General features: G+C 70.5%; 17 protein-coding genes. 11 read left to right on the top strand and 6 right to left on the bottom strand.

What is annotated here, in order from left to right:
- Window positions 1-196: 196 nt before the first annotated feature.
- On the top strand, window positions 197-835 hold the full coding sequence (gene cei / locus G6R20_RS05025; protein WP_067715848.1) for an envelope integrity protein Cei: 639 nt from the start codon (window positions 197-199) through the stop codon (window positions 833-835).
- Here the strand turns inward: cei and G6R20_RS05020 are convergent.
- Window positions 825-1,781 carry an inositol monophosphatase family protein gene (locus G6R20_RS05020; protein WP_240341281.1) on the bottom strand — a complete coding sequence of 319 codons (957 nt, stop codon included), beginning with the start codon at window positions 1,779-1,781 and terminating at the stop codon, window positions 825-827. The genes cei and G6R20_RS05020 overlap by 11 nt on opposite strands.
- A gap of 145 nt (window positions 1,782-1,926) precedes the next feature.
- Between G6R20_RS05020 and G6R20_RS05015 the strand changes: the two genes are divergently transcribed.
- Together G6R20_RS05015 and G6R20_RS05010 are read left to right on the top strand one after the other, a co-directional pair.
- A complete protein-coding gene (locus G6R20_RS05015) occupies window positions 1,927-2,781 on the top strand; it encodes a polyphosphate--glucose phosphotransferase (RefSeq protein ID WP_120283139.1) in 855 nt (284 codons plus the stop codon).
- A gap of 178 nt (window positions 2,782-2,959) precedes the next feature.
- Window positions 2,960-4,336 (top strand): RNA polymerase sigma factor, encoded by a 1,377-nt coding sequence (locus G6R20_RS05010; protein WP_067715843.1) that lies wholly within the window; start codon window positions 2,960-2,962, stop codon window positions 4,334-4,336.
- A 75-nt stretch (window positions 4,337-4,411) separates the two neighbouring features.
- On the opposite strand, the gene G6R20_RS05005 is transcribed toward G6R20_RS05010, so the two are convergent.
- Entirely contained in the window at window positions 4,412-6,133 is a 1,722-nt protein-coding gene (locus G6R20_RS05005) for a DEAD/DEAH box helicase (protein WP_240341331.1), read from the bottom strand.
- Window positions 6,134-6,242: 109 nt separating this feature from the next.
- Complete coding sequence (locus G6R20_RS05000; RefSeq protein ID WP_017837712.1) at window positions 6,243-6,488, bottom strand: DUF3039 domain-containing protein; 246 nt, start codon at window positions 6,486-6,488, stop codon at window positions 6,243-6,245.
- A gap of 58 nt (window positions 6,489-6,546) precedes the next feature.
- On the opposite strand from G6R20_RS05000, the gene G6R20_RS04995 reads away from it, so the two are divergent.
- The 4 genes from G6R20_RS04995 to G6R20_RS04980 all read left to right on the top strand — a co-directional run bounded on the left by G6R20_RS04995 (window position 6,547) and on the right by G6R20_RS04980 (window position 10,144).
- Window positions 6,547-6,987, top strand: coding sequence for a DUF3099 domain-containing protein (locus G6R20_RS04995; protein ID WP_163375748.1), 441 nt, complete (start codon window positions 6,547-6,549; stop codon window positions 6,985-6,987).
- Window positions 6,984-8,579: a class I SAM-dependent methyltransferase gene (locus G6R20_RS04990; RefSeq protein WP_163375747.1), complete on the top strand. Its 1,596-nt coding sequence runs from the start codon at window positions 6,984-6,986 to the stop codon at window positions 8,577-8,579. Before G6R20_RS04995 ends, G6R20_RS04990 begins: the two co-directional genes overlap by 4 nt.
- On the top strand, window positions 8,576-9,013 hold the full coding sequence (dtd, locus tag G6R20_RS04985; RefSeq protein WP_067715834.1) for a D-aminoacyl-tRNA deacylase: 438 nt from the start codon (window positions 8,576-8,578) through the stop codon (window positions 9,011-9,013). The genes G6R20_RS04990 and dtd overlap by 4 nt, the downstream gene beginning before the upstream one ends.
- Before the next feature lie 162 nt (window positions 9,014-9,175).
- Window positions 9,176-10,144: a sigma-70 family RNA polymerase sigma factor gene (locus tag G6R20_RS04980; protein ID WP_067715832.1), complete on the top strand. Its 969-nt coding sequence runs from the start codon at window positions 9,176-9,178 to the stop codon at window positions 10,142-10,144.
- A gap of 178 nt (window positions 10,145-10,322) precedes the next feature.
- On the opposite strand, the gene G6R20_RS04975 is transcribed toward G6R20_RS04980, so the two are convergent.
- Together G6R20_RS04975 and G6R20_RS04970 are read right to left on the bottom strand one after the other, a co-directional pair.
- Window positions 10,323-13,073 (bottom strand): GNAT family N-acetyltransferase, encoded by a 2,751-nt coding sequence (locus G6R20_RS04975; protein ID WP_082923878.1) that lies wholly within the window; start codon window positions 13,071-13,073, stop codon window positions 10,323-10,325.
- Window positions 13,074-13,130: 57 nt separating this feature from the next.
- On the bottom strand, window positions 13,131-14,363 hold the full coding sequence (locus tag G6R20_RS04970; RefSeq protein ID WP_067715829.1) for an acetoin utilization protein AcuC: 1,233 nt from the start codon (window positions 14,361-14,363) through the stop codon (window positions 13,131-13,133).
- A gap of 229 nt (window positions 14,364-14,592) precedes the next feature.
- Here G6R20_RS04970 and G6R20_RS04965 point away from each other — a divergent pair, with 229 nt between their 5' ends.
- Together G6R20_RS04965 and galE are read left to right on the top strand one after the other, a co-directional pair.
- Window positions 14,593-15,282, top strand: a complete 690-nt coding sequence (locus G6R20_RS04965) for a metal-dependent transcriptional regulator (protein WP_067715884.1) — start codon at window positions 14,593-14,595, stop codon at window positions 15,280-15,282.
- Entirely contained in the window at window positions 15,279-16,259 is a 981-nt protein-coding gene (gene galE / locus G6R20_RS04960) for a UDP-glucose 4-epimerase GalE (protein ID WP_069390204.1), read from the top strand. The genes G6R20_RS04965 and galE overlap by 4 nt, the downstream gene beginning before the upstream one ends.
- Window positions 16,260-16,270: 11 nt before the next feature.
- Here the strand turns inward: galE and G6R20_RS04955 are convergent, their stop codons facing one another.
- Entirely contained in the window at window positions 16,271-17,419 is a 1,149-nt protein-coding gene (locus G6R20_RS04955) for a DUF4192 family protein (RefSeq protein ID WP_096905528.1), read from the bottom strand.
- Window positions 17,420-17,714: 295 nt separating this feature from the next.
- Between G6R20_RS04955 and G6R20_RS04950 the strand changes: the two genes are divergently transcribed.
- The gene (locus G6R20_RS04950; protein ID WP_069390205.1) at window positions 17,715-18,665 is read left to right on the top strand and encodes a PAC2 family protein; all 951 of its coding nucleotides are present in this window, start codon (window positions 17,715-17,717) and stop codon (window positions 18,663-18,665) included.
- Between the two features lie 27 nt (window positions 18,666-18,692).
- Window positions 18,693-21,239 carry a DEAD/DEAH box helicase gene (locus G6R20_RS04945; protein WP_159148027.1) on the top strand — a complete coding sequence of 849 codons (2,547 nt, stop codon included), beginning with the start codon at window positions 18,693-18,695 and terminating at the stop codon, window positions 21,237-21,239.
- Window positions 21,240-21,243 lie beyond the last annotated feature (4 nt).

Raw genomic sequence — 21,243 nt, 5'->3', positions numbered from 1 at the left:
ATTTCTGCGGGTCTGTGTGGGGGGCGCGCGGACCGGTCGTGTCGCGACCAGCGCACGCATAGTAACGGAATTAATCGGCATTTTCATCCGCGGCATCCGCCAGTGCGGCGACCGGGCCGACAGACGCCGGGCGTTTACAGTGATGGGTCAGGGCCCGGAGGGGCTCTCACTCCGTCCACCTGCAGGAAAGGACCTCATGGTCGTCCACCTCAGCACCCAGGCGACACCGAGTCCGACCCCCACCCGGGGGATACACCGTCTGCGTTCCGCCTACGTCCTGTTCGTAGTGGTGGCGCTGGTGCTGGGAGCACTCGTCTGGGCCACCGCACTGCGGGGAAATGACGCCGCCACACAGGCCGCGGCGTGTCCGGTACCCCCCGCGGCCGAGGACGCGGGCCTCCGTGACCAGCCCGCGGACGCCCTCGACGGGGTCGAGCCGGCACTACTGGACGAGACCCGCGTCCGCGTGCTGAACGCGAACGGGCAGAGCGGCCAGGCCGGAGCCGTGGCCGCTCAACTCGCCGAACGCGGATTCCAGCCCGCCGGCTCGAACGCCATCGGCAACGACCCGATCTACGGGCAGGCCCTCGAGTGCCACGGACAGATCCGCTACGGCGACGCGGGGCAGGCGGCCGCGCGGTCACTCTCGCTCGCGGCGCCGTGCATGCAACTGGTGAGGGACGGCCGTGAGGACGACACGGTCGACCTCGCACTGGGCACGATCTTCTCGCGGTTGTCCGACTCGACGGAGGCGGTGGGGGCACTCGACGAACTCGAGGTCGGGCGTCAGCCCATCTCCGCCGAACTCGACGCGGCCCGCATGGTCAGCTGTTGACCCCGGCCGACAGGTGGTCGAGCGCACCGAGGAAGTCCTCCGCCACGCCGGGCGATGCAGCGGTCGTCGGCACCGCGGGGTCGTCCGACACGGTTACCATCGCACCGGCTTCGCCCGCGACGAGGGCCCCGGCAGCGTAGTCCCACGGCTTCAACCCGCGCTCGTAGTAGGCATCCAGCCGGCCACCGGCGACCATGCACAGATCCAGTGCCGCCGACCCACACCTCCGGATGTCCCGTACGCGCGGCAGCAGGCCCGCGACCACCCGACCCTGCTCGGCCCGGATCCCGGCGTCGTAGGAGAAGCCGGTACCGACCAGTGACAGGGACAGGTCCACGCACGCCGAGGTCCGCAGCGCCCTCGACGTGCCGTCGGCCTCCCGCAGGGTCGCCCCGCGGCCGAGGCCTGCCGACCACGTCTCACGGGTGACGATGTTGTGCACCGCCCCCGCCACCACGACGCCGTCCACCTCCGCGGCCACCGAGACCGCCGTGAACGGGATGCAATAGAGCAGGTTGACGGTCCCGTCGACCGGGTCGACGATCCAGCGCACGCCTCCCCGGCCACCCGGGGCGTCGGCCGAACCGGACTCCTCGCCGCCCTCCTCGCCCAGCACCCGGTCACCCGGACGGCTGGACTCGATCTCCCCGCGCAGATGCTGCTCCACCGAGGTGTCGATGACGGTCACCGGATCCGTGGCCGAGGTCTTGGAGCGCGAGTCCAGACCAGACGTGTCGAACTCGGCCAGCATTCGCCGCGCCACGTCACCGCCGGAAGAGGCGAACCGCAGCGCGAGGGCCAGCAAGTCGTCGATGAACTCCGGGCCCGGTCGGCCGACCGCCGCGTTTGTCCCCCGCCCCGTCATGTGCGTCTCCTCGTCGTCGTATCCCACATGGTCGTATCCCACATGTTCGTATCCCACATCGTCCTCACCCACTGTCGTCACCCGGTGCCCCTCCGGCGATGATCCCGCCCGGCGGCGCGACCGACGGATACCCTGGCGGGCGCCCCACGCCCATCGTGCCCCGACGACGCGGGCGCCCGACGACCCACGCCGCGCCCGTGTACGTCCCGCCACCCAGGAGCCCGACATGTCCGTCCCCACCCCCGCAGCGACCGACCTCCCACCGGGCACCCCGGGCACTCCCACAGGCCTCGGCGTCGATGTGGGCGGCACCGGGATCAAAGTGGGGCTCGTCGACCTCGCACGCGGCGAACTCATCGGGGACAGAGTCGTGCGGGGCACCCCCCAGCCCGCCACGCCCGACGCGATCGCGCAGAGCATCCGCGAGATGACCGAGGAGTTCGATTGGACGGGCCCGGTCGGGGTCGCCCTGCCCAGCGTCATCCACGAGGGGGTGGCGCGGATCGCCCACAACATCGACAAATCGTGGATCGGGTGCGACGTGGCGGAGCTGTTCGACCGGCATCTCCCCGGCCGCACCGTGCTCATGCTCAACGATGCCGACGCCGCCGGTCTCACCGAGGTGCACTACGGCGCCGGCGAGGGAATCGACGGGCTGGTGATCCTCCTGACCTTCGGTACGGGCATCGGCTCCGCCCTCCTGCTCGACGGGAGACTGCTGCCGAACTCCGAGTTCGGTCACGTGATCGTCGAGGACATCGCCGGACGCGGATTCGACGAGGCCGAGCACCTGGCCTCCGCCGCGGTCCGGTCCCGCGACGGCCTGAGCTTCGCCGAATGGGCCCCCCACGTGTCCAACGTGCTGCGCTCGATCGAGGACCTCCTGTGGCCCCGCGCCTTCGTCCTGGGCGGCGGGGTCAGCGAGGTCGCCGACGAGTGGTTCCCTCTCCTCGAGAACCGGACCCCGGTGCGGGCCGCGGTCCGGCGCGGCGACGCCGGGATCATCGGCGCAGCGCTGTACGCGGCCGGCCATTCGGGCGTTCTCGACCTCGGCGGGGCACTACCAGACGACGAGGACTGACGCGGACCAACCCCGCCGGATGCGACCCCCCGACCAGAATCTCGTTACAATGGCCCACGCCGGGAACACGTACCGGCCGGGGACGGGCCCGGTACCGCAAGGCGGACGGCTCGAGTGTCTGCAGAAGGCGGCATCGATCCCCGATTCCCATCAAGTAACCGGTTGTGAAGGGGCGTTTGTGGCAGCCACGAAGACCACCAGTTCGGATTCCGCGGCGAGCGGCGATCCGTTGGACAGCGAGGTCGCTGGCGAGGCCCCCGCCAAGAAGACCGCCGCGCGCAAGGCGCCCGCGAAGAAGACGGCGGCCAAGAAGACCGCCGCCAAGAAGGCCCCGGCGAAGAAGGCGGCCGCCAAGAAGACCGCGGCCAAGAAGACGGCGGCCAAGAATACCGCCGCCCCGACGAAGCCCGAGGGCGTCGACGGCGACCAGGTCGACGAAGAGCCGACCGATGCTCCCGAGGCCGAGCCGGACACCTCCGAGCTGGAGGACGTCGAGGTCGACGTCGAGGACGTCGAAGCGGACGAGGAGACCAAGGAAGAGCCCACCGCCAAGGACAAGGCGTCGGGCGATTTCGTCTGGGACGAGGACGAGTCGGAGGCCCTGCGCCAGGCGCGCAAGGACGCCGAGCTGACCGCCTCCGCCGACTCCGTACGCGCGTACCTCAAGCAGATCGGCAAGGTCGCCCTCCTCAACGCCGAGGAGGAGGTCGAGCTGGCCAAGCGCATCGAGGCCGGCCTGTACGCCACCTGGTTCCAGGCGCAGGTCGCCGAGCGCGGGGAGAAGCTCACCACCGCGCAGAAGCGTGATTACCGATGGATCGAGCGCGACGGCGTCCGCGCCAAGAACCACCTGCTTGAGGCCAACCTGCGACTCGTCGTCTCGCTGGCCAAGCGCTACACCGGCCGCGGCATGGCGTTCCTGGACCTCATCCAGGAGGGCAACCTCGGTCTGATCCGCGCGGTCGAGAAGTTCGACTACACCAAGGGCTACAAGTTCTCGACCTACGCCACCTGGTGGATCCGGCAGGCCATCACCCGCGCGATGGCCGACCAGGCCCGCACCATCCGTATCCCGGTGCACATGGTCGAGGTCATCAACAAGCTCGGGCGTATCCAGCGTGAGCTGCTCCAGGACCTGGGCCGCGAGCCCACCCCCGAGGAGCTCGCCAAGGAGATGGACATCACGCCGGAGAAGGTGCTGGAGATCCAGCAGTACGCCCGGGAGCCGATCTCGCTCGACCAGACCATCGGCGACGAGGGCGACTCGCAGCTCGGTGACTTCATCGAGGACTCCGAGGCCGTGGTGGCCGTGGACGCCGTGAGCTTCACACTCCTGCAGGACCAGCTCCGTTCCGTCCTCGACACGCTGTCCGAGCGTGAGGCGGGCGTGGTGCGGCTGCGCTTCGGCCTCACCGACGGGCTGCCGCGCACCCTCGACGAGATCGGGCAGGTCTACGGGGTCACACGCGAGCGGATCCGGCAGATCGAGTCCAAGACGATGTCGAAGCTGCGCCACCCGTCGCGGTCCCAGGTGCTGCGCGACTACCTGGACTGAGTCGACCGCGAACAGCGGGCCCCCGCCGAGATCTCGGCGGGGGCCCGCTGTCGTCTGTCAGCCGGGGTCCGGACGTCACCAGCTCCGCAGGAGGGTGATCCTCTCGCGGATCTGCTCGGCGGAGGCCATCGGCACGGGCGGGCCGCCGCACGCATTGCGGAGCTGCGTGTGGATCGCCCCGTGCGACTTGCCCAGGCGACCCGAGTACACCGACACGAGGGTGTTGAGCTGACGCCGCAGGTCCTTGAGCTCGGCGGCGGAGGCGACCCGCTCGGCAGCCGCGCCGGCATGCGCGCCGGGTCCGGCGGCGTTGCCGGGGATGGTCGCCCCGGACACCGCCGGGTCGGCACCCACGACCGCGACCGACCCCGCCCCGGAGGCGGACTGGGCGGACGTGCGCTTGATCTGCTCCTTCTCGCGCTGCCGCAGCAGGGCTTTGACGTCGTCGGCACCCAACAGTCCGGGTAGCCCGATGTAGTCGGCCTCCTCCTCGCTGCCGGCGAATGTGGCCGTGCCGTAGGACGACCCCTCGTACACGATCTGGTCGAGCTCGGCGTCGGCGCCGAGGGAGATGTAACCGCGGTCCTCGTCGTCCTCGGTGTTCTCGTCCTGCTGCTGGTTCGCCTGGGCGAGAAACTGGTCCTCCAGCCCCTCCTCCCGGTGGGGCTTGCCCAGGACGTGGTCGCGCTGCGCCTCCATCTGCGAAGCCAGTTGCAGCAGCACGGGTACGGACGGGAGGAACACCGACGCGGTCTCCCCGGGCCGACGGGACCGGACGAACCGCCCGATCGCCTGCGCGAAGTACAGGGGTGTCGAGGCACTGGTGGCGTACACGCCGACGCTCAGTCGTGGCACGTCGACGCCCTCGGAGACCATCCGGACCGCGACCATCCACTCGTCGGTGGAGTCGGAGAAGGTACCGATCCGACTCGATGCGGTCGGGTCGTCGGAGAGGACGACGGTCGGCGGGGTACCGGTGATCTCCGTCAGGAGCGCCGCGTACTCGCGGGCGCGCTCCTGGTCGGTGGCGATCACCAGACCGCCGGCGTCGGGCACTCCGCCGGCGCGGATCTGCCGGAGCCGGGTGTGCGCCGCCTGGAGCACGGCGGGCATCCAGTCACCGTGGGGGTCAAGGGCGACGCGCCAGGCACGGGACGTCTGGTCGGCACTCAGCGGCTCGCCGAGGCGGGCCGAGAACTCCTCGCCGGCGTTGCTGCGCCACCGGGCCTCGCCCGAGTAGGCGAGGAACACCACGGGGCGGACGACGCCGTCGGCCAGAGCATCGGCGTAGCCGTAGGAATGGTCGGCCTTGGAGCGCTGGTGTCCCTGCCCGTCGGGCTCGTAGGTGACGAACGGGATGGGACTGTCGTCGGACCGGAACGGGGTGCCGGTCAACGACAAGCGGCGCTCCGCGTCCTCGAACGCCTCGCGGATCGCGTCGCCCCAGCTCTTGGTGTCACCACCGTGGTGGATCTCGTCGAGGATCACCAGGGTGCGCCGGGACGCGGTGCGTTCCCGATGCTTGAACGGGTGCGCGGCCACCTGGGCGTATGTCACCACCACGCCGTGGTATTCCGGGGCGAGCGCGCCCGAGGTGTTGGAGTACTCGGGGTCGAGAGCGATGCCGGCGCGCGCGGCCGAGGCGGCCCACTGGTACTTGAGGTGTTCGGTGGGGGCCACCACGGTGATCGCGTCGACCGTGCGGTCGGCGAGCAGTTCGGAGGCGACTCTCAGGCCGAACGTCGTCTTGCCGGCGCCCGGGGTCGCCACGGCGAGGAAGTCCTTCGGCCGCGCCATGAGGTACTTGCGCAGCGCGGTGCGCTGCCAGGCGCGCAGCGACGCACCCCCGGCCGGCGGGGTGGAGTGTTCTGCGGTCTGTTCGTCTGGGCCCGGGACCGCGCCGGGATCACTCACCAGGCTTCAGGGTCTCGTAGACGCGCTTGCACTCCGGGCACACCGGCGATCCGGGCTTCGCGGATCGGGTGACCGGGAAGACCTCACCGCACAGGGCGATCACGTAGGAACCCATGACCGCGCTCTCGGCGATCTTGCTCTTGTCCACATAGTGGAAGAACTTGGGTGCGTCGTCCTGCGTCTCCTCGGTCGTCGTGACCTCGGGACGCTCGAGTGTCTTCGTCCGGGTGGTACTCACCCCCTCATGATGCCGCACCCGGGCGTCGCGGCGCCAACGCCGGAGTACCTTGGGCCCCATGGCACCCGACTTCCGCCGTCAGCGATCCGGGGAACGGGACGACACCTCGAGGCCCGTTCTCATCACGGGCGCGCGCGAGTCGTACCACGACGAGCTGGCGGCCCGGAAGAAGCGCTACTTCCTGCTGATGAGTATCCGGATCCCCGCGCTCTTCCTGGCGGCGGGGTCGCTGGCCCTCTGGAACAACCCGTGGATCGCCCTGGCGATCGTGGCGGGGTCCATCCCGATCCCGTGGATCGCCGTCATCGGGGCCAATGACCGGCCTCCCCTGCCCAAGGGACAGGCCCGCACCTACACCGCGGGGCGGCTCTCGTCGAACATCCCGTACGCGTTGCCACCCGGGCTCACCGGGACCGACTCACCGCCCCGGGGCACGAGTGCCCCCGACGCCGCACCCGATCCCACCCCGTCCGCCGACGAGAGCGACCTCGACACGTGAGCAGCCCGAACCCGACCCTCGCCGAACTCGCGCCCGCGCTGGCCGAGGCGTTCCGGCGGCACGACTACACGGTGGAGGGACTGGAGCGCGCGCTGGGGCCCGAGGCGGTCTCGGCCCTGGACAGATCGGATGCCGCGACGGTCCGCCGTCACGCGCGTGACGCGAGGGGGGTCGGGACCCTGGTGCGGCTGTTCGTCCTGGGCGATCCGCTCCCCCGCTCCGAGGTCGCCGCGACCCTGCCCGGGGTCGACGTGCGGGACGGCGTCGCTGCCGGATTGTGGACCGCGATCGACGACGGTGCCTCCCTGCGTGCGGAGATCGACCTGCGTCCGGTCGACACCGGGCACGGGACCCGCTGGGTGTTCGCGGACGTCGACGGGTCGATGGTCCACACCACGACCCGGCCGGACCACGTCCTGGGGGTCGGGCAGGCGACGCTCTCGCTGCTGCGTGTCACGCCCTCGTCCACCACCGGGTCGGTCCTGGATCTCGGCACCGGGTGTGGGATCCAGATGGTCCACGCGTCGGGGTCCGCCCGAACCGTCACCGGGACCGATATCACCCCTCGGTGCCTCGAGTTGGCGGCCGCCACCCTGGCGATCAACGGCCAGCGTGCGGAGCTCCTGCACGGTCCGTGGTTCGAGCCCGTGGCGGGGCGCCGGTTCGACCGTATCGTCGCCAATCCCCCGTTCGTGGTGGGCCCGCCCGAGACCGGGCACTCCTACCGCGAGTCCGGCCTGAAGCTCGACGGTGCCAGTCGGACGGTCGTGTCGGGCGCGCCGCAGCATCTGGCCGACGGTGGCACCGCGGTTTTGCTGGCGTCCTGGGTGGAGCGGGAGGACTCGGACTGGCGGGCCCACGTGTCGTCGTGGGTGCCGGCCGAGGGCGTCGACGCATGGATCGTGCGGCGGGACGTCTCCGACCCCGGCCTCTACGTGTGGACCTGGCTCACCGACGAGGGCATGGACCCACGCGACGAGGCCACCACGAGGGCCGCGGACGCCTGGTTGGACCACTTCGCCGAGGAGGGTGTGGCCGGGATCGGGTTCGGCTACGTCTACCTCCGGCGGATCGACGGGCCGTCGTCCGTCCTGTGCGAGGACCTCACGCACCCGCTCGGCGACGGCCTCGGTGACGAGGCGGAGGCCTACTTCGCGCGCACGGCGTGGCTGCGGGAGGCCGCGGAGCAACACGGCGGACAGGAGCGCGCCCTCGATGCCACGGTCTTCACAGTGTCGCCGGACGTCCACCTCCACCTCTCCGAATCCCTCGCCCCCGCCGGGCCGGACGAGGTCGGCTCCCCCGGTCCGTCCACCGTCGTGGTGGAGCGGGTCACCGGCGCCCGGTGGCGCCACGAGATCGATCCGCTCACCGCGAGCGTCCTGCGTGGGGCGCGGACGGGCGCGCTGCAGTTGGAGGACCTGGTGGTGCTCGCCGCGGTCGGTGCCGGGGAGGATCCCGACGCCCTCGCCGGCCCCGTCCGCCGGGTGGTCGCCGACCTGTTCCTCCACGGGTTCGTCGTCCCGGCGGGGATGCCAGGCCTCCTGCCCCCGGGGGTCGCCGCGGCCGTGGCCGCAGGGGCGGCGGGATGAGGGCCGTCGTCTCCCGGGTCACCGAGGCGTCGGTGACGGTGGACGGTGAGGTCGTCGGGGCCCTGTCACGCCCCGGGCTGCTGGTCCTGTTGGGGGTGTCGGACGACGACGACGAGACCGACGTCGCCACGATGGTCCGCAAGATCTCGGACCTGCGGATCCTGCGGGAGGAACGCAGCGCCGCGGAGGTGGGCGCCCCCGTCCTGGTCGTCAGCCAGTTCACGCTCATGGGGTCGACCGCGAAGGGCAGGCGGCCGTCGTGGTCGAGAGCGGCTCGGGGCGAGGTGGCCGAACCCGTGGTGGACGCCGTGGTCCACGGTCTGCGCGAACGCGGCCTCGAGGTGGCCACGGGAGTCTTCGGCGCGATGATGCAGGTCCATTCGGTCAACGACGGCCCGTTCACGCTGCTGGTGGAGACCCCCGGCTCGGGCTGAGCGGGTTTCCTCGACGGATCGTGACCGACATCATCGGCGCGGGAACATTCCCGGTACCCCCGTCGTTGTAGAGGTACGTGACCGTGACCCGGCCACGCGCCTGATCCGTCCACCAGCAACCGAACGCCGGCCTCGTCACATGGCCAGGCAGGAGGAGGAGACATGACGTCAGCCACCACCCGATCGGACCGTCGGACGGAGGCGGGGCCGGACGGCCAGAGCCCGAGCGCTGACCTCGTCCGTGTCTACCTCAACGGGATCGGCAAGACGGCACTGCTCAACGCTGAGGACGAGGTCGAGCTCTCCAAGCGGATCGAGGCCGGTCTCTACGCCAAGCACGTGCTGGAGACCAGGAAGCGTCTGGGTCCGGTCCGCAAGGCCGACCTCAAGGCGATCGTCGCGGAAGGTGAGGCCGCCCGCGCCCATCTGCTGGAGGCCAACCTGCGCCTGGTGGTGTCGCTGGCCAAGCGCTACACGGGCCGCGGCATGCCGTTGCTGGACCTCATCCAGGAGGGCAACCTGGGCCTGATCCGTGCGATGGAGAAGTTCGACTACGCGAAGGGCTTCAAGTTCTCCACCTATGCCACCTGGTGGATCCGTCAGGCGATCACCCGCGGAATGGCCGATCAATCCCGCACCATCCGTCTGCCGGTCCACCTGGTCGAGCAGGTCAACAAGCTCGCCCGGATCAAGCGTGAACTCCACCAGCAGCTCGGCCGTGAGGCCTCCCTCGAGGAACTCGCCGAGGAGTCGGGCATCCCCGCGCACAAGATCGAGGAGCTGCTGGACCATTCGCGTGACCCGGTGAGCCTCGACATGCCGGTCGGCGCGGACGAGGAGGCACCGCTCGGTGACTTCATCGAGGACGCCGAGGCCACCAGTGCCGAGAACACCGTGGTGACCAATGTGATGCACTCCGACGTGCGCGCGGTCCTGGCCACCCTCGAGGAGCGCGAGCAGCAGGTCATCACGCTGCGTTTCGGTCTCGACGACGGCCAGCCTCGCACCCTCGACCAGATCGGCAAGCGTTTCGGACTGTCGCGCGAGCGGGTCCGCCAGATCGAGCGCGAGGTCATGGCCAAGCTCCGCGAGGGTCGTCGCGCGGACAAGCTCCGCTCCTACGCCGTCTGACCGGACGCCGGATCGCACGCCGCACGATCAGACGCTGCCCGATCGGACGCCGCCCGATCAGACGCGAGCCGGGTTCCCCGGAGCCCTTCACACCGTGAGGTCGCAATCCCAGGGCCCCGCCTCCCCCGATCGGGAGGGGCGGGGCCTTCGCGGTGCCGTCCAGGGCCGACCACAGCGCCTAGCGCAGCCGGCGGGGCCCCTCGTCGGCGCTGAACCTGGGGGGCGGCCCCAGCCGGACCGTTGCGTAGAGCACCGCGAGACCGTCGGGTCCGGCGAGCGCCGGGTCCACCGACAGGCGCCGCATCTCCGGCACGTCCTCTACCAGGCATGAAACCCGCCCCATGAGCTCCACCAACGCGTCACGGTCCACAGGCGCGTCCCCGGCATACCCGTCGAGGAGCGCTGCGGCCCGGGGCCGGTCGAGCAGGGCGGCCGCCTCGCGGGGTGAGATCGGCAGCGTGCTGAACGCGCGGTCGGCCAGCAGATCCGACAACATCCCGGACAGTCCGAACGAGATGAGGGTGCCGAAGATCGGGTGATCGGCGACCCGGATGGTCACGGCGACCCCCTTGGTCGCCATCTTCTGCACGTGCAGGGAACGTGAGCCCGTCGTGGACTGGAGGAACGCGAAGGCATGCCGCACCGCGGCAGAGTCGACGAGGTCGAGTCGCACCCCGGACTGATCGCTGCGGGTCCGCCACCGGTCACTCATCGCCTTGACCGCCACCGGGTAGCCCAACTCGTCGGCGGCCATCACGGCCTGGTCGACATCCGTCACGACGCGGTAGTCGACGATGTCGATCCCGTAGCACTCCAACAGGGCCCGGACCTGGCCCTGCGTGAGCTCGAACGACTCGGTTCCGGCGTGGAGCTGGCAGAGCGAGTCCACGAGCTCCCGCGCGCGTGCGCGGTCGATGTCCTCGTACTCGGCGGGCTCCTCGGCCGGCTTGTCGAGCCACTCGGCGTACCGGCGGGCGCGCACCAGTGCGGACACCGCTCGTTCGGGATACGGGTAGGAGGGTATCGAGCCCCGCGCCGCCACCCCGGACTCGTCGGTCACCGTCAGTCCCTCCGGCAGCCCTTCCCCCGCGAGGAAGGTACTCACCACGGGCTTGCTGCTCTCGCCCGCGGCGGTACGGATCGCCTCGGCATAGGCGTCGGGTTCCGTCGCGACCGGAGGGACGAACACCGTCAGGACCGAGTCGACCTCGTCACGTGCGAGGACGTCCGCGATCGCCTCGCGGAACTCCTCCGGGGACGCGCCGGCACCCAGATCGACCGAATGCGCCACGGTGAAGCCCTGTTGACGCGCGGAGTCCCCGCCGAGGCGTCCGACCGCGGAGGAGTTGCCGACGATGCCGAGGCGACCTCCCGTGGGCAGCGGTTGGTAGGCCAGGAGCGTGGCGGTGTCGAACATGTCCGTGATGGAATCCACCTGGATGAGGCCGGAGTCGCGGAACAGTCCACCGATGGCGTTCGCCGTCAGCCCCTCGACGCCCGACTCCAGATCGTCGGCCGCTCGGCGGACCACCACCACCGGCTTGTTGCGCGCCACGCGCCGGGCGATCCGGGAGAACTTGCGGGCGTTACCGAAGCTCTCCAGGTAGAGCAGCACCACCTCGGTGGCGGTGTCGGTGTCCCAGTACTGCAGCAGGTCGTTGCCGGAGACGTCGGCGCGGTTACCGGCGGAGACGAACGTGGACAGCCCGAGCCTACGTCGGGCCGCGGCGGCGAGGATGGCGATCCCGAGCGCACCCGACTGGCAGAAGAACCCCGTGCGGCCGGGTCCCGGAACGACTTCTGCGAGGGTCGCGTTGAGCTGCACGTCGGGTGAGGTGTTGATCACCCCGAGCGCGTTGGGGCCGACCACGCGCATCCCGTGGGCGCGGGCCTCGCTGACCAGACGCCGTTCGGAGACGACGCCGGCGCTGCCGACGTCCGAGAACCCGGCGGAGATGACGACGAGGGTCGACACGCCCTTCGACAGGCAGTCGTCGAGGACTTCCGACATGGACGCCGCCGGTACTGCCACTACCGCGAGGTCCACGGGATCCGGGATGTCCCTGACGCTCGGATAGGCGCGCACGGACTGCACCGACGTGGCATCGGAATTGACGGGGTACACGGGACCGGAGAACCCGTTGCCGATGAGGTTGCGCAGTACCGTGTGCCCGATCTTGCCCACCTGGTCCGAGGCGCCGATCACGGCGACGGAACTGGGGTTGAGCACACGCGCCAGACTCCGTGCCTCCGCCGCCGCCTCCCGCGAGTTCCGGACATTGGTCAGGGCCTCGGATGGGTCGATCGCGAACTCCAGGTGGAGAGTGGACCCATCGAACGAACGGGAGATCTCGTACCCGGCCCGCCGGAACACCTGGATCATCGACCGGTTCTCGGAGAGCACCTCGGCCTCGAAGTGGTCGATCCCGCATTCGGCCGCGGCGCCGGCCAGGTGCTCGAGGAAGATCGACCCCAGCCCACGCCCCTGATGCTGGTCGGAGATGGTGAACGCGACCTCGGCGAAGGTCGAGTTCGGCAGTCGCTCGTAGATCGCCATGCCGATGACCTCCGCGCCCAACTCGGCGACGAACGCCATCCGGTCGCGGTAGTCGACGTTGGTCATCCGGGCGAGTTCACGGTCGGACAGCACATCGTGCGATCCGAAGTAACGCAGGTAGCGGGTGCGCTCGGACAGGCTGGTGTGGAACCGGGAGATCTTCTCGGCGTCGTTGGGCAGGATCGGCCGCACGCGCACGGCCCGCCCGTCGGATCCGAGTACGTCCGCAGCCCACTCGTGGGGATAGCCCTCCGGGTACTCGTCGACGGAGGTGTCGGTCGACGCGTGCTCGGGTGGGTCCACCGCCGGGGTGGCGTCGGTCGGGTTCTCGGTCACCGTGTCAACGGTCTCGCGGTCGCCGGGGTGCGCCATGGGGTCCTCCAGGGACTGGGGGGTAGGGGGTCGATGAGTCTGTTGCAGCGCCGCCGGTCAGTCACGGGGATCGTCCGGGTCGAGTCCGAGCAGGGGGTAGACCGAGCGGCGGGTGTCGAGGATCGACTGGTCGAGTCGGGCGAGCGAACGATCCATCTCCACCCCCCGATCGGATCCCGCGGGCTCCCACGGGGTGTAGCCGGGGGTCTCCCCGTCCCCCATCGTCTGCGGGACGCGGTCGGGGACGGTGAACCTGCCGGCCGCGGCCCGCCACTGGTCCGGGATCGCGGTCGCCGGGTCGAGCGGGACCCCCAGCACGGCAGCGATGAGGTGGGTCCACGACCGCGGGACCACCCGCACCAGTTCGTAGCCGCCCCCGCCGATCGCGATGAGTCTCCCTTCGCAGAGTTCGTCAGCCAGCGCCACGACCTCCAGATACGACTGCCGGTGACCGTCGACGGTCAACGAGAGGTCGGCGAGCGGGTCTTCACGGTGCGAGTCGCACCCGGCCTGCATGACGATGATCTGGGGTTCGAACGTCCGCAGCACTCCGGGGACCACGGCGTGGAAGCCCCGCAGCCAGAGATCATCGGTGACCGCGGGGAGGTACGCCAGGTTGACGGCGGTGCCCTCCGCGCGGCCGACACCGGTCTCCGACGCCCAGCCGGTGGACGGCCACAGGGTGGCTGGGTGCTGGTGCAGGGACACCGTCAGGACCCGCGGGTCCTCGTAGAACGCGGTCTGGACGCCGTCCCCGTGGTGGACGTCGATGTCGACGTAGGCGACGCGGTCGTACCCGTTGTCGAGCAACCAGCTGATCGCCACCGCCGCGTCGTTGTAGACGCAGAACCCGGCGGCGGCAGCGGGCATGGCGTGGTGCATCCCCCCGGCGACGGAGACCGCACGCGTCGCGGCCCCGCTGGCGATGGCCCGGGCGGCCGTCAGCGTGCCGCCCGCGACCGCCGCGCTGGCCTCGTGCATCGCCGGGAACGTCGGGTTGTCGGCCGTCCCGAGCCCGTGGCTCATCCCGACATGCTCACCGGGCGGCAGGTCGCCGGCGGCCTTGACGGCGTCGATGTAGCGGGAGGTGTGGACCCTCAGTAGCTCGTCCTCGCTGGCCGACCCGGGGTCCAGCAGCTCGACACCCTGCAGGACGCCGAGCTCGGTCGCGAGCGACATGGTCAGATCGAGCCGCCGTGGACTCATCGGGTGGTCAGCGGAATGTCGATACTCCAGCAATGACGGACTCCACACGACCTTCGCCGCGACGCCGTCCCCGATCCCGGCCATAGCCACCGTCCTCCCGTGGGCCGGGTCGTTCCCGGCCCGAGCACCCCGAGCGAGCAGTGGGGCACGTCACCCGTGAATCTACGCGTGTGGCACCGGGCCCGGCCCCCGATTGTCCGCTCTCCACCCCGGTCGGTGGCCCGACGGTAGTCTCGGAGGCAGAACCCTGACGGCGCCCGCGCCTGCGGGGAGTCGCACACCTATCGACGATCCGACCGTGGAGGACTGCAGCGTGAAGGACCTGGTGGACACCACCGAGATGTACCTCCGCACCATTTACGAACTCGAGGAGGAAGGCGTGATCCCGCTGCGGGCGAGGATCGCCGAGCGCCTCGAGCAGAGCGGGCCGACCGTGAGCCAGACCGTCGCGCGGATGGAGCGCGACGGGTTGGTCCTCGTGGCCCCCGACCGGCATCTCCAGCTCACCGCCACGGGCAGGGAACTCGCGGTGGGTGTGATGCGTAAGCACCGCCTCGCCGAGCGTCTCCTGGTCGACGTGATCGGACTGGAGCTCGAGAAGGTCCACGCCGAGGCGTGCCGCTGGGAGCACGTGATGAGCGACGACGTCGAGCGGCGGCTCATCGAGGTCCTCGATGACCCCCGGACCTCTCCCTACGGCAACCCGATCCCCGGGCTGGAGCGGATCGGGTACCCCGCCTCCGCCCTCGACGACCCCAACCAGATCAGGCTCTCGGCGCTGGAGAGCGACGTGGCCCACCGGGTCCGGATCCGGGCGATCGGTGAGAACGTGCAGATCGACACGGAACTGATCTCCGAGCTCCGGGCCGTGGGCGTCGAACCGCTCAGAACCGTCACCGCCACCCGCCGCGGGCACCTCGTCGAGCTCGACTCCGGTGAGGGGCGCACGGTGGAACTCGACGGCGACCACGCCCACGCGATCCAGGTCGAGATCGTCTCGTGAAGCTGCTCGTCACCGGCGGCGCCGGGTATGTCGGCGGGGTCTGCGCGACGGTCCTGATCGAGCGCGGTCACGAGGTGGTGGTGCTCGACGACCTGTCCACGGGTAACCGGGACGGGGTTCCCGAGGGGGCGACGTTCGTCGAGGGGGACGTGGCCGTACGCGCGCCGGAGGTTCTCGACTCCTCGTTCGACGGTGTCCTGCACTTCGCCGCGCGTTCCCTCGTCGGCGAGTCCGTCGAGAAGCCCGGGGAGTACTGGCAGGGCAACGTCGTCACGTCCCTGGCCCTCCTCGACGCGATGCGTGAGTCCGGGGTGGGCAACCTGGTGTTCTCCTCCACCGCCGCCACCTACGGCGAGCCCGAGCAGGTCCCCATCACCGAGGACATGCCCACGCGTCCGACCAACACCTACGGGGCCACCAAACTCGCGATCGATCACGCCATCACGTCGTACGCCACCGCGTACGGTCTCGCCGCGACCAGCCTGCGCTACTTCAACGTCGCCGGGGCCTATCACGGTGCGGGCGAGAACCGGGTCGTGGAGACCCACCTCATCCCCCTCGTGCTGCAGGTCGCGCTCGGCCATCGCGCCGATATCAAGGTCTTCGGTGACGACTGGCCCACCCCCGATGGCACGTGCATCCGCGACTACATCCACGTCGCCGACCTCGCCGACGCCCATCTGCTGGCGCTGGAGACCAACACTCCTGGCACCCACCGGGTGCTCAACCTGGGCAGCGGTGAGGGGTTCTCCGTCCGTGAGGTCATCGACGTGTGCCGGGAGGTCACCGGACATCCCATCCCCGACGTCGTCGCCCCACGTCGCGCCGGCGACCCGGCGGTGCTCGTGGCCTCCAGCGCCCGGGCGATCGCCGAACTCGGGTGGAACCCCTCCCGCACCGACCTGCGTACGGTCGTCGAGGACGCCTGGGCGTTCACCGAGGCGCTCGGCGACCGCGCGCACTCGGCTCCGCGCTGACCCGGAGCGGCTCAGGCGGCCGCGGCCACCTGCCTGAGCCGTTCCGGAGACAGGCCCGCGTGCAGGCTGTCGATCAGGAGCCGGGCGAGGGAGTTGCCGGCGTCGGCGTCCAGGGCCGCCGACAGGGCCGACCAGGCGTGCACCCCGCTACCGTCGAAGTAGGCCGCGGCGCCGAGTAGCAGGAGCGCCACCGAGCGTTCGCGCCCCGGCCTCCGGCGCGCGACCGCCCACCACACGAGACGTCGGCCGTCGCCGTCGCCCAGACCCCGCTGGGCCAGCCGCCGGTAGATCTCGTCCCGAACCGCGATGACGAGCAGGTCCCGGCCGATTCCGGCGAGCTCGTCGTCGTCGACACTCTCCCCCACCTCCAGTCGACGTGCGGCGTCGTCGTGACGCTCGACCGCCTCGGCCACCACCGCCTCCGCCACCCGACGGGCCCCGTCCACCCGCGGCGGCCCCGACTCGTGGGGATCCTCGTCGCAGGCGTCCGCGTCCCGCACGAGGTACATCCGGTCTATCTCGTCCCGCGAGCCGGCCCGGACCCGGCCACCGTACGCGTGGACCGCGGCGATCTGCGTCGAGTCGGGATCGAGTTGGACCCCACGGACCATCCCGAACAGGTCCACCCACGGTGCGCCCTCGGCGAACTCGCCGACGCCGTAGGCCGCCGCGACCTCTGTGCCCGCGACACCCAGCCAGTACTCGAACGCCGATGCGGCGTCCTCCGCCCGCAAGCCCGCGTGGTAGTCCTCCACGCAGTCCTCGTGCACCACGACCAGATGCACCGACCCGATCCCCTCCCGCGCGCAGAACTGCGCCAACCCGCGCGCGGGACCGGGATCGACAGCCGGGTTCGAGCGCCCCACGGAAGCGTCGTCGGGACCGCCGTCGTGATAACCGTCCACGTCGTCGTCACCGTCGAGCAACTCGTCGTCATCGGGGTCGCCCCGTCCCGCCCCCAGCAACCCGTCGACATCCATACGGACCACCGGCCCCTGCCCGCCGTCGGCCGTCTCGCCGCACAGCACCACCACCGACCCCCGGCCCGGTGGGAACCCGAGCATCGCCGGTATGGAGGCGATCAACTCCTCCGGCGAGGAGATCACCACCGTCGCCCGTCCGTCCGCCCCGTCATCGTCGATCATCTCGCCGGTCGTCATCGCCCTCATCCGTCTCCTGTCTCGCGCGTCCTGGGCCCCGCCCGGGTCCCGGCCCGCAGGTGCCGTGCACCGGTCTCACCATCGGGCACGTGGTCGGCCACCGGAGGCCTGCGGGCGTCCTGTCGCGCCCCGCCTGTGGAGAGGGGGACGACCTGTGGGGAACGGCAGGGGCACCGCCACCGGGGAATCAACCCGGGCGCGGTGTCGTTGTCACAGTTGTGAACCCCGTCCCGGATGGACGACCGGGCGACCCCGTACTCCCGACGGACGGGGTGTGGTGACGAGAGGAGTCGACATGGCCAGGCACAGCGATCTGTACCGAATGATCGAACCCGTTCCCGACCTGCGTTCTGAGGACGGCCGCGGGCCGGTCCTCGTGCACGGACTCGAGGGGTTCTCGGATGCCGGCCAGGCGATCCAGGGCGTGGCCGAACACCTCCGCGAAACCCTGGACTCGCAGCTGATCGTCGAGTTCGACGTCGACGAGCTGGTGGACTACCGGTCCCGCCGCCCCCACCTGAAATACTCGTTCGATCGGTTCTCCGAGTACGACCAGCCGACGATCCAACTGCACGCCGTCAAGGCCACCGACGGCACGTCGTTCCTGTTGCTCTCGGGCCTCGAACCCGACCTGAAGTGGGACGGTTTCACCAACTCCGTGATCGATCTGGCCGCCACCTTCGGCGTCCGCATGTCGATCGGACTCGGGGCAATGCCGCTGGGCGTGCCGCACACCCGGCCGACCAACTCCAGCGCCCACGCCAGTGATGTGGACCTCATCCAGGGGTTCACCGCCTGGCCCGGCGAGTTCTCCGTGCCCGGCAACGTGACCTCACTGCTCGAGCTGCGGATGGCCGAGCACGGGATCCCGTCCGCGGGCTTCACCGTGCACGTCCCCCAGTACCTGTCCCAGACCGCGTACCCCGCGGCGGTGCTCAACCTCGTCGACAACGTCTCGCGGCTCGCGGACCTCGAGCTGCCGACCACCGGACTGGAGAAGGCCGCCGAGGAGTTCACCGCGCAGGTCAACGCGCAGATCGAGAACAACCACGAGGTCCTCACCGCCGTCGAGCTCATGGAGAAGCAGTACGACCAGTTCATGGAGACGCGGCTGGGCTCCGATTCACTCAACCCCGGCGGCAAGCCGTTGCCCTCCGGCGACGAGATCGGTGCCGAGTTCGAGCGGTTCCTGGCCCAGCAGGCCGAGGACGACGGGTCGGGCCGGGGCCCGGAGATGAACGGCTGACCGACCCCGGCGACTAGGCTCGGACCGGTGCATCTGCCCCACCTCCTCGCCGACCTCGACGACGTCCCCGCCGACCTGCACGACGAGGCGGTGTTCGACGCGTTCGTGGCGTGGGCCGCCGACCGGGGGCTGACGCCGTACCCGGCGCAGGAGGAAGCCGTCCTCGAGATCGCCGCCGGCAGCCACGTGATCCTGGCCACCCCCACAGGCTCCGGCAAGTCCCTCGTGGCACTGGGGGCCCACTTCTCGGCGATGGCACGAGGTGTCCGCAGCTACTACACCGCCCCCATCAAGGCGCTCGTCAGCGAGAAGTTCTTCGCCCTGTGCGAGGTCTTCGGCGCCGAGAACGTGGGCATGCTCACCGGCGACGCCTCGGTCAACGCCGACGCCCCCATCGTCTGCGCCACCGCCGAGATCGTCGCCAACATCGCCCTGCGAGAGGGGTCGGCCGCCGACATCGGCCAGGTGGTGATGGACGAGTTCCACTACTACTCCGAGCCGGACCGCGGGTGGGCCTGGCAGGTGCCGCTCATCGAACTGCCCGACACGCAGTTTCTGCTCATGTCCGCGACCCTCGGGGACGTCGACTGGTTGCGGGAGGACCTGCGTCGGCGCACGGGTCGGGAGTGCGTGCACATCGGCGGCACCGAACGCCCCGTCCCCCTGTCGTTCGAGTACGAGCTCAGCGGCGTCCACGAGACGGTGGAACTGCTCCTCCGTGACGGCAAGGCCCCCGTCTACATCGTCCACTTCACCCAGGCCGCCGCACTCGAACAGGCCCAGGCGTTGACCTCGCTCTCGGTGGCGACCAAGGAGCGCAAGGCCGCGGTCTCCGAGGAGATCGGCGGGTTCCGGTTCAGCACCGCGTTCGGCCGCACCCTGCGCAAACTCCTGCTCCACGGGATCGGCGTCCACCACGCGGGCATGCTCCCCAAATACCGGCGGCTGGTGGAGCGGCTGGCGCAGGACGGCCTGCTCACCGTCATCTGCGGTACGGACACCCTCGGCGTCGGGATCAACGTGCCCATCCGGACCGTGCTGTTCACCGGCCTGACCAAGTTCGACGGCCGTCGTCAGCGGGTCCTCAAGGCCCGCGAGTTCCACCAGATCGCGGGCCGTGCCGGTCGGGCCGGGTTCGACACCGAGGGGTTCGTGGTGGTGCTCGCCCCCGAGCACGAGATCGAGAACGCCAAGGCCGCCGCGAAGGCCGCCGCCAACCCCAAGAAGAAGGCCAAGGCGGGCAAGAAGAAGCCCCCCGAGGGGTTCGTCAACTGGTCCCGGTCGACCTTCGACAAGCTCGTCGGCGCGCAGCCGGAGCAACTGACCAGTCGCTTCGAGGTGAGCAACTCGATGCTGCTCAACATCATCTCCCGACCCGGCAGTTGCTACGACCACATGCGGCACCTGCTGTTGTCCTCGCACGAGACCCGCGCGCGGGTACGTCGGCACGTGCTCCGCGCGATCGAGCTGTTCCGCGGACTGGAGGCCGCCGGGATCGTGGAACGGCTCCCGGAGCCCGACGGCGACGGGCGGCACGTCCGGCTGACGGTGGACCTCCAACGGGATTTCGCGCTGAACCAGCCGCTGGCGCCGTTCGCGATCGCTGCGATGGAGGTGCTCGACCCGGAGTCCCCCACCCCCGAGCTGGACCTGGTCTCGGTGATCGAGGCCGTGCTCGACGATCCCCGGCCGATCCTGTACGCCCAGCAGCGCCAGGCCCGTGGGGAGGCGATCGGGGCGCTCAAGGCCGACGGGGTCGAGTACTCCGAGCGCATGGAGTTGGTCGAGGACATCTCGTGGCCCAAGCCGCTCGGGGACCTCATCGCCGACGCCTACGACGCCTACCGCGCAGGGCATCCGTGGGTCGCCGGGATCGAACCGTCACCGAAATCGGTCATCCGGGAGATGGTCGAACGGGGCATGACGTTCTCGGACCTCGTCTCGGCCTACGGGCTCGGCCGCTCCGAGGGAGCCGTCCTGCGCTACCTCACCGACGCCTACCGGGCACTGCGCCAGACCGTCCCCGCCGACCGACGCTCCGAGGAGTTCGAGGACCTGGTCGAGTGGCTGGGCGAACTGGTCCGACAGGTGGACTCGAGCCTGCTGGACGAGTGGGAGCTCCTCACCGACCCGGATGTGTCGTCCGCCCAGGTCGCGGAGCTCGCGTTCGGTGAGTCCGCCGGGAACACCAGGCCCGTCACCGCGAACAGGCGCGCGTTCCGCGTGATGGTGCGCAACGCGATGTTCCGCCGCGTCGAACTGCTCTCGCGCGACGACATCGAGCGGTTGGCGGAACTTGACGCCGACGTGCCCGACCACCCCGACTGGGACTCGGAGATCGACGCCTACTGGGACGAGTACGACGCCATCGGAACCGGTCCGGCGGCCCGTGGCCCGGCGCTGTTCACGGTCACCGAGTCGGGCCCCGGCGTGGAGACCAATACGTGGCGGGTCCGGCAGGTGCTCGACGACCCGGAGGGCGACCACGGTTGGGCGATCGAGGGTGTGGTGGACCTGGCGGCCTGCGACGAGGCGGGCGAGGTGCGTTTCGCCTCACTCGCCCTCCACGGGTGAACCC

Origin of the sequence: Dietzia sp. Alg238-R159 (assembly GCF_900537145.1) — a bacterium.
Lineage (GTDB): Bacteria > Actinomycetota > Actinomycetes > Mycobacteriales > Mycobacteriaceae > Dietzia > Dietzia kunjamensis.
This window is presented reverse-complemented; position numbering and strand designations above follow the sequence as displayed.